Annotated in this window: 9 protein-coding genes and 1 pseudogene; 9 read left to right on the plus strand and 1 reads right to left on the minus strand. The window is 40.1% G+C overall.

All coding sequences use genetic code 11. From position 1 onward, the window contains the following. Nucleotides 1–313: pseudogene (locus AC1DRF_RS11500) on the plus strand (HTH-type transcriptional regulator Hpr); the annotation flags it as partial. A 40-nt stretch (nt 314–353) separates the two neighbouring features. Here the strand turns inward: AC1DRF_RS11500 and AC1DRF_RS11505 are convergent. Next, complete coding sequence (locus AC1DRF_RS11505; RefSeq protein ID WP_016765189.1) at nt 354–1643, minus strand: globin-coupled sensor protein; 1290 nt, start codon at nt 1641–1643, stop codon at nt 354–356. Nucleotides 1644–1828: 185 nt separating this feature from the next. Here AC1DRF_RS11505 and AC1DRF_RS11510 point away from each other — a divergent pair, with 185 nt between their 5' ends. The 8 genes from AC1DRF_RS11510 to AC1DRF_RS11545 form a co-directional block, all read left to right on the plus strand. Further along, entirely contained in the window at nt 1829–2503 is a 675-nt protein-coding gene (locus tag AC1DRF_RS11510; protein ID WP_043978437.1) for a C40 family peptidase, read from the plus strand. Nucleotides 2504–2750: 247 nt separating this feature from the next. After that, on the plus strand, nt 2751–3098 hold the full coding sequence (locus AC1DRF_RS11515) for a DUF2642 domain-containing protein (protein ID WP_097823168.1): 348 nt from the start codon (nt 2751–2753) through the stop codon (nt 3096–3098). Between the two features lie 18 nt (nt 3099–3116). After that, nucleotides 3117–3317: a hypothetical protein gene (locus AC1DRF_RS11520; protein ID WP_014458685.1), complete on the plus strand. Its 201-nt coding sequence runs from the start codon at nt 3117–3119 to the stop codon at nt 3315–3317. 2 nt (nt 3318–3319) lie between these two features. After that, nucleotides 3320–4846: a glycosyltransferase family 2 protein gene (locus AC1DRF_RS11525; RefSeq protein ID WP_477740779.1), complete on the plus strand. Its 1527-nt coding sequence runs from the start codon at nt 3320–3322 to the stop codon at nt 4844–4846. Next, on the plus strand, nt 4839–6062 hold the full coding sequence (locus tag AC1DRF_RS11530; RefSeq protein WP_477740780.1) for a nucleotide sugar dehydrogenase: 1224 nt from the start codon (nt 4839–4841) through the stop codon (nt 6060–6062). Before AC1DRF_RS11525 ends, AC1DRF_RS11530 begins: the two co-directional genes overlap by 8 nt. Before the next feature lie 44 nt (nt 6063–6106). After that, nucleotides 6107–7528, plus strand: a complete 1422-nt coding sequence (locus AC1DRF_RS11535; protein ID WP_477740781.1) for a glycosyltransferase family 2 protein — start codon at nt 6107–6109, stop codon at nt 7526–7528. A gap of 160 nt (nt 7529–7688) precedes the next feature. Then, nucleotides 7689–8084 carry a DoxX family protein gene (locus AC1DRF_RS11540; RefSeq protein WP_477740782.1) on the plus strand — a complete coding sequence of 132 codons (396 nt, stop codon included), beginning with the start codon at nt 7689–7691 and terminating at the stop codon, nt 8082–8084. Between the two features lie 169 nt (nt 8085–8253). Further along, nucleotides 8254–8895 (plus strand): cytochrome P450 (locus tag AC1DRF_RS11545; RefSeq protein WP_477740783.1); only part of this gene is annotated, 642 nt, incomplete at its 3' end.

The following is an 8895-nucleotide window of genomic DNA, read 5'->3' on the forward strand; positions in this document are numbered from 1 at the left end:
ATCCACAGCTTTTAACTTTGCAAAAAAATTGCACTTGCGGGGCTATCTTACCCTTTCTAAAAATGAGAAAGATAAGCGGAATACATACGTACAGCTCACAGAAGAAGGAAAAAAGATGTTTTTAAAAACGCTCGAGGATTATAATCCTCTTGAAAATCCTTTGTTTCAAGGAGCAATGCCGCTTCGAGATGTTTACGGAGAGCTGCCTGACTTTGTTGAGCTGACGGCTCTGATTCGAAGCATATACGGAGAAGATTTTGTCCAGTTTATCGAACGTTCTTCTCAAGAGCCCGCTGCTAGCTTGAAAAAATAAAAAAGCCTTCTTGTGCAAGCTGAGAAGGCTTTTTTGCATATCAACTTTTTTCAGTTAACCGTTCAAGTTCTTCTGAGGAATGGGCCATCTTCTCAATTCGCAGAGACAGTTGCTTCATTACATCCGCTATTTTTTCAAGCTCTTTTTTGGTTAGCACGGTTTGCTGTTTGTTCTCGGTTGTTATGCTAAGAACGTTCGTGAAAAAAGAAGTAATGTTGTTCATATTGTCAGCCGTATCTTTTGTTAATGTAGCGACTTCTCCGCCTAGCGCCGAGACGCTTTCGATTTGTTTTTGAATGTCACCGATAAAAGTGGAAATATTAGCAATAGATTTCTTCGTTTCTTCTGCAAGCTTCCGTACTTCCTGTGCCACCACTGCAAATCCTTTTCCATGCTCGCCCGCTCGAGCAGACTCAATCGAAGCGTTTAATGCTAATAAATTCGTTTGCTCCGCAATAGAAGTAACAATCGAAACGATTTGATGAATTTGCTGTGATGTATGTTCGAGCGTTTTCATTTTGTTTTGAATGAGCGACGTATTTTTTTGTATGCTTCCCAGCATGTTTTGTTCTTCTTTTAATTTTGCTTGACTCGTAACGGATTCTTTCTCAATGACTTCTGCTAGTTCAGAGCTTTTGTTTGCATAAGAAACGACGTCAGAGGACTGGTTGTGCATTTGATTCATAAATGTCTTCGTTTCTTCAGATAGCGAAGAAAGGATAGATGATGTACGAGAGATTTCTAGCTGAATTTTCTCTTTTTGAGTCTGAAGTCCAGCGCGCTGCTCGTCATATTCAAGCTCATAGGCTTTTAACACAATTTGCTGTTCTAGACTAATAAGCTTTGTCATACTTGCAATAAAAGCCAGACATTCTTCTTTTGATTCCATCCTACGTTCACATACTGAAAGAAGCGACGTAAATAAATTTTGAAATGCGCACAAATACCAGTTTGGCTCAAGTCCAATTTTAACGTGCATCTTGGAAATTTTTTGACGTTTTACCACAAAAGCATCATCTATTTGTCCATCAAACATTTCTAAAATATGCCGCTTTAACGTTTGTTTTAATGCATGGACGCTGCTGTGCTTTTCGATAATCGCAACCAAATGGGCCTGTTCACCAATAGCTTTGTAAAAATCGTTCACGATCTCTTCGATGGCATTCAGCGCGTGAACTTGAAATCTGGCAATCCGTTCGAGATCCTCTGCTGTTAAGGAAATCATGTTAATCTGCTTTTTTATCATCGGGTCCGATACATGAAGCTTTACAGTGATGGATTCGACAGCGGCTGCTTCGGCGTGCGCTTTGTTTCGTTTAAACCAATTCATGTTTATCACCTTTATTTGCTAGAATAGTTGTTTTTCTCTTCTTCTTATATTTCGGCGTTTTACATCCAAGAGTTGAGGCTGTTTAAGAAGATTGTTATCAAATTGTTATCTTCTATTAATTGAATTGTTATCCGCAGATGGTATGGTTGTACGGTGCTTAAAACATGATTCGGGGAGGAAACGAAATGAAAAAAATGCTATCGGCGCTTCTTGTAGGAGGAGCTTTATTTGCAAGTCCGGCAATGGGACACGCTGCGTTTGGCGACACGGTTTTAAAACAAGGGATGACAAATGATGATGTTGAACAAGTTAAAACGGTGTTAAAAGATAAAGGATTTTTAAAAGGCGAAGTATCGCGTTATTTTAATTATGAAACAAAAAAAGCGGTTATGGCTTTTCAAGAGAAACATAACCTAGAAGCAGATGGAGTTGTTGGAGAGAATACATACAATGCATTAGGTAAAGGCGGCGTTGTAGAAGGCGAATCAGAAGTGAATACGGATAAAGTAATCAGCAAAGCAAAATCCTTAATGGGCACGCCGTACAAATGGGGCGGCACTACACCTTCAGGATTTGACTGCAGCGGATATCTTCAGTATGTATATAAAGAAAGCGTAGGCGTTGATATTCCCAGAACGGTTGAAGATATCTATAAAGCAGGTGAAAATGTAAGTGAACCGCAGGTAGGAGATCTTGTGTTCTTTGAAACGTACAAAGAAGGTCCTTCTCATGCAGGCATTTATCTTGGAGACGGAAAATTTATTAACGCATCGTCTTCTAAAGGCGTGACAATTAGCGATAAAAATTCAAGCTATTGGAAAGAGCGCTATATAGGAGCAAAGCGTATTGCAGCTAACTGATTTATCATTTAATAAATAAAAAAGGCAAAGCCTGAGGGCTTTGTCTTTTTTATATTGGTTTCAGTAGGTAGGGGATTATCCCTATACAAAATGGGCTAGTCAAGTGCGTATTTGTATGGAAATACGACAAAAGTTCTGTCACCTTTCTGATACAGCTTGTATATATTGATAAAGTAATCTCTCAGGTTGCGTCAATTGTTGTAGGTAATTTGAAGGGATAACAGTATAAAAAGGAGGAACAAACTTTATGTTTTTTTGTTGTTACCGTCGCTATGTAGAAAGGATAAGACATCTGTTGTTTTCCAATCGATTTGCTGAATTTATTCAGGAAAACACAAAAAAAGCAGTAGAAGACGTTGTTTATTCCGACACGTTTAAAGAATATGTGATCAGTATTATTAAAGAAGCTCAAGAATCACCTTTTAAAGAAATTGCTAAGCAGTATATCGGACAAGAAGTTGTAATTGAAACAACGGCTGGTCCGCTTGAGGGCGTCGTGACGTTTGTTGGGGATAACTATTTAGAATTGATAGAGTCTTCCACATCAACGGTATTACTGCCATTTACAAGCATTGTCACTATTCAAAGTGCTTAAACGAAAGGAGAGAAAAGTATGTTTCAAGATGCATTAAGAGAAAATGTGGGTTCATTTGTGCAAATTATCACAGCTATTGACGTTATTAATGGAACACTGCTTGCTGTTACGGACGCAGCGGCTGTTGTGCGTACATCAAGCTCATATGGTGAGCCAACGGACGTAACAATTCCACTAGTAGCCATTACGTATGTTCGAATTTTTAGCGGAGTTGAGTGAGTTTGAAAGTATCAGTGATTATTCCAGCCTGTAACGAAGCCGATTCTTTGTTACCTGTTATTAAAGAAGTTCAGAAAATGAAGCCGTTTGAGATTATTGTCGTCGTAAATGGATCTAGTGACGCAACTAAGGCAATAGCCAAGGATGCAGGCTGCCGCGTCATTTATTATGAGGAAGCTCTTGGCATTAATATCGGAAGAGCCATTGGGGCTAAAAAAGCAAAAGGAGACATTTTGCTTTTTTTGGACGGAGATATCGCGGTTCCTCATCAAGAGCTGATAAAATATACGCAAGCTATAGAAACCGGTCATGATATCGCCTTGAATAACCTTACGTGGATTATGAAACGAAAGGTGCATCCTCATCCTGTTTCTGTTGCAAAATATATGCTGAACTTGTGCTTACAGCGCGAAGATTTATCCGTTCAAGCATTAACAGCCATTCCTCATGCCATAAAAAAAACATCGGCTGCTGAAATTGGATATGAGAATTTAGCTCATCCCCCGCTCGCTCAAACGATTGCTCTTTTAAAAGGAATGTCAATCGTTGCACCGTGTTCTTCAGACGTTATTTATACAAATAAGATTAGAACCACCCACAAAACAATTCCTACCAATTCACCTTTTCCTATTTCCACTAATTATATTATTGGAGACCACATTAAAGCGTTAGCTCATCTTATCGAAGAAAAAGGCATAAGAGGAGKACTAACAGACGGCGATCGAAACCGAGAAGTTGTTTCCGCTTATACACCAAGCGTGAAGCGGAAAGCAGGCGTTAAGTACAGTGCTGTTATTCCAGTAGGTGAAGAAAAAGAAACGATTGCAAGCGTGATTCAAGAAGTGAAAAAAGCCGGAGTGGAAGAAATCATCGTGGTTGCCAACGGGGCAGACGAAGTGACGGTTAAGCGAGCAATTGAAGCGGGTGCTACTGTTCTTCATTACAAGCAGCGGCTTGGACATAATGTACCTCGAGCAATCGGTGCGATGTACAGCAGCGGTGAAGTTTGCTTGTTCATAGATGGAGACATTGTGATTTCCGCGGAAGATTTACGGCGGTATTTAGAAGCAGCTGAACAAGGCATTGATGTAGCGCTTAATAATTTAGAGTGTCTGCTTGACGAAGTGCATCCTATTCACTCGGTAAGTACTGCCAAATATTTTCTGAACCTTGTCTGTAAACGTCCTGATTTAACAATTAATACAACAACGGCTATTCCCCATGCCATTAAACGAGATGTAATGGAGAAAGTAGGCTACGAATCTCTTATTATTCCGCCTTTATTTCAATTAAAAAGTATTATGTACGGCTTTAATGTCCAGCCTGTTCATTTTGTGGATGTGGCGCGAACAAATCGGATTCGAAAAGAGCATATGAAAGTCAAAGGTCTAGCAGCATCAACTCAGCGAATTTTAGGAGATTATGTAGAGGCCATGGCGTACTATATTAGCCAAACTAGCGAAAGAGGCGAATTTCTTCCCGACATACGAAGACATGATCTTTTGTTTGAGGTGTTGAAGAATGAATAAAAAAGTTGCCGTTATTGGTCTAGGGTACGTGGGACTGCCGCTTGCTCTTTTGTTTGCTAAGAAAAACTACACCGTGATTGGACTTGATATTGACGTCCGGAAAATTGAAGCGCTAAAACAAGGGGAAAGCTATATTCCAGATGTACGTAATGATGTGATTCAAAGAGAGAAAAACTTTCAAGCATATGAATTAAAAAAAGGTATTTCCGCATTTCAAGCATGCGATTATGTAGTGGTGACCGTGCCAACTCCTATTACAGAGAATCATAATCCGGACTTAGGACCCGTTATTAGCGCATCTACGTTTTTGAAAGAACATATGGTAAAAGGACAAACCGTTATTTATGAAAGCTCTACCTATCCAGGCACGCTTGAAGAAGTTGTTTTACCTATTTTAAAGGAGTCTGATTTGCAAGCGGGAGTTGATTTTTATTTAGCTTACTCTCCAGAACGAGTCGATCCAGCAAACAAGTCGTACGACATTGAGTATATTCCAAAAGTGATTAGCGGCTACAGCAAAGACTGCCTTTATCACGTGCAGACGTTTTATAAAAGTATTTTTCAGCAAGTCGTACCTGTTTCTTCTCCAAAAGTAGCGGAAATGTGCAAGCTGTTTGAAAACATTCAGCGTCTTGTCAATATTTCGTTGGTGAATGAAACAAATGAACTGTGTGAGGAATTAGGGATTGATTTTCATGAGGTCTTACAGGCGGCATCTACTAAGCCGTTTGGGTTCACGCCGTATTATCCAGGTCCCGGAATTGGAGGACATTGCATACCCGTTGATCCGCTTTATTTTTTATGGAAACTAAAGCAAAATGGGTTAACAAGCGAACTTATTGAAGCTGCTCATCATATTAATGAAGAAATGCCAAATAAAGTAATTAAACGTGTTGAAAAGCAGCTCGCAGCAAATGAGAAACACGTGTTTGTTGTGGGCATGGCGTATAAAAAAGACGTAAATGATATGCGTGAATCGCCGGCGCTGACGGTATGTGAAGGTCTTTTAACAAAAGGATATGAGCTGACGTATCATGACCCTTACATTGACTCCGCTATATTAAATAAGCAAACGTATTTCTCAGTCCCGCTGACAAAAGAAGAAGTTAAAAAAAGCGATGTTGTACTTGTGTTAACCGATCACAGTCAAATCGACTGGTCGATTGTAAAATACGCAAAAAAAGTTGTGGATACAAGAGGTATTTTAAATGAATGAAGCCGCTGAATTGTTCAGTGGTTCTTTTTTTAGGGGGGATATCAATGAAAACTCTTTCTGTCGTGCTGCCCGTTTACAATGAAGAAGAAACGCTAAAAACTGTGCTTAAGCAAATTAAAAAAGTAAACGTGCTTGAGATTATTGTGGTCGCAAATGGCTGTACAGATGCTTCAGTAAAAATAGCGAAAGAAGAAGGGTGCACGGTAAAAGTAATAAAAAAGCGTATGTCTCCACATGAAGCGAGAATGGAAGGAGCAAAGACTGCCAAAGGAGATGCCGTCTTGTTTGTAGACGGAGACATTATTCTTTCGGCTTCCGAGCTTGAGCGTTTTGTTCAGCCTTTGTTATTTGGACATAGCGATGTTGTGCTAAACAAGTGGGGGAAAATGAAAATGAATGCTTTTAACCGCAGCGAGCTGATGTGGAGTAGGGTTTTGCATCATGCGATTGGGAAGCCTCACCACGCCAACGCTTATTTAAAAGCGCCTTACGGGGTACAGTTAAGTGTGTTGAAGAACTACTGGGAGCTGCCGCCTCTTTCGTTATTTGTGACATTTTTAACACAATACCGCGTAAGTATGTCTATGTCGATTGAAACACAGGGGAAAGGAAACTTTCGTCCATTTGATCGCCCGCTGCGCACCAAAGAGCGAATTCAATCCTACCAGCAGCTTCTTCAAACATACTATACGCTTGCATCAAATCGTAAAAGGCGAGTGGATATACTTACGCAGCCCATTTCAGTTGTTGAGCACGGCTGGGGGAAATTATCTTCTTTTTATGGAGGAAAACAGCTGTCTGTTATTATTCCAGTTTGCAACGAAGAACAAACAATCAAACAAGTGATTGCAGAAGCAAGAAAACTTGAGCCGTTAGAAATCATTGTCGTGATTAACGGCTCTACGGATCAGTCAGAGAAGTACGCCAAAGAACAGGGCGTCAAAACTATCGTCTACGATGAGCGGTTAGGGCATGACTGCGGAAGAGCTGCGGGGGCACTTGCAGCAACGGGAGATATTCTTCTCTTTATAGACGGGGATTTTGCTCTTTCAGCTCAAGAGTTGTATCCGTTTGCTTCAGCGGTAGCGAGCGGTGTTGATGTAGCTTTAAACGTATGTGAAGATGAAGCGAAGCTCACGCATGTTGTGCAGGGGTGGAAGTACGTATTGAACGAGACAATAGGAAGAAAAGATTTATTAATGAGCTCCATGACTGCTGTTCCTCATGCCATAAGTAGAGAGTGCCTGGAGAAAATTAGGCCTGAATCTCTTGCTGTACCGCCTTTTGCCCAAATAAAAGCCATCATAGAAGGTTGTCATGTGCAGGCCGTTCACCATGTTGATGTAAATAAATTTAACCGATTTCGATATTCTGAACACCTATTATTAAAGAGCCATTCTGCTACGGCAGAACTTATTATTCAGGATCATATTTTTGCATTTCTCTCGTATCTTCAGCGCGACTGAGTAGGGAGTGTGGGTGGGGGCTCATTTACAAAAGAAACGTTTAAGATAAGGAAAGAAATTTGCTGATATCTTGTTTTTCTGTTCTAACCCCTTGAATTTGTTCACAGTTGTAACTAAAATTGTTACATGTGCAGACAAAAGTAAAAAAGGAGGAAAAGAAATGAAAAGCTATCAGCTTGGAACGTTTTTACTTCGTCTTATGTTAGGGCTAACGTTTTTTATTCATGGCCTTGGCAAATTCCAAAGCGGTATTGATAATACGGTCGGTTTTTTCCACAGCATGGGCATTCCTGCGTTTTTCGCTTATGCGGTTGCGGTTATTGAATTCGTAGGGGGAGCCGCTATGATTCTTGGATTTCAAACGCGTTTAATCGGTGTCTTGTTTGCGATTGTGATGATTAGCGCTATTTTTACAGCGAAAAGCGGTGCTGGTTTTACAGGCGGCTATGAGCTTGAGGTTGCCCTTTTTGTCGTTTCGCTTCATATGATTCTAGCAGGAAGCGGCGCGTACGCGTTAGACAACCGATTACACAAACCAGAAGAACATTATTCTTAAAAAGGTAGGCGCTATGCGCCTACCCTTTTTTGTAAAAAATATCCTTCTATCGATTCATTTTTACTAAAATATACAGCTATCATTTTTAAGAAAATTCGTATATATGGTACTATTTGGTCATAGATGACTGCACAGTCATTCTATTTGAACGATACGGGGAGGTTTTAACATGAAAACCGAAAGAGAAAACGGAATTGTCCGTCAGGTGAATACAATTCAAACAAAAGAAGAGCGCTTTAATCCTTTTTCATGGTATGAAGAGATGAGAAACACCGCGCCTGTGCAATGGGATGAAGAAAGGCAGGTATGGGATGTTTTTCACTATGACGGGGTCAAAGAAGTGCTGGAACAAAAGAATATTTTTTCTTCTGATCGAAGACCTCCACAAAACCAAAGACAAACTGCTCTAGGAACGAGTCTAATTAATATTGATCCGCCTAAGCATGCTGAAATGAGAGCGCTTGTTAATAAAGCTTTTACGCCTAAAGCAATGAAAGCATGGGAGCCTAAAATTGCGCGTATTACAGCTGAATTATTACAAGAAGTTGAGCATCTTGAAGATATTGATATAGTCGAGCATCTGTCCTATCCGCTTCCGGTTATGGTAATTGCCGATATTTTAGGCGTGCCGATAGAAGATCAGCGTCAGTTTAAAGATTGGTCGGATATTATCGTAGCCGGTCCTTCTAATAACGAACGTGAAACGCTCGAAAAATTGCAGCAAGAGAAAATGAAAGCAAATGATGAGCTAGAAACTTATTTTTATCGAATCATTGAAGAAAAACGCACGCGTCCAGGAGATGATATTATC

The sequence above is a fragment of the Priestia sp. P5_B4 genome, from assembly GCF_056400385.1.

Bases quoted from the DNA above. Each gene is read 5' to 3' on its own strand.
- AC1DRF_RS11505 (WP_016765189.1), bottom strand. From the start codon at position 1,643: ATGAATTGGTTTAAACGAAACAAAGCGCACGCCGAAGCAGCCGCTGTC.
- AC1DRF_RS11515 (WP_097823168.1), top strand. From the start codon at position 2,751: ATGTTTTTTTGTTGTTACCGTCGCTATGTAGAAAGGATAAGACATCTG.
- AC1DRF_RS11510 (WP_043978437.1), top strand. From the start codon at position 1,829: ATGAAAAAAATGCTATCGGCGCTTCTTGTAGGAGGAGCTTTATTTGCA.
- AC1DRF_RS11540 (WP_477740782.1), top strand. From the start codon at position 7,689: ATGAAAAGCTATCAGCTTGGAACGTTTTTACTTCGTCTTATGTTAGGG.
- AC1DRF_RS11520 (WP_014458685.1), top strand. From the start codon at position 3,117: ATGTTTCAAGATGCATTAAGAGAAAATGTGGGTTCATTTGTGCAAATT.
- AC1DRF_RS11530 (WP_477740780.1), top strand. From the start codon at position 4,839: ATGAATAAAAAAGTTGCCGTTATTGGTCTAGGGTACGTGGGACTGCCG.
- AC1DRF_RS11535 (WP_477740781.1), top strand. From the start codon at position 6,107: ATGAAAACTCTTTCTGTCGTGCTGCCCGTTTACAATGAAGAAGAAACG.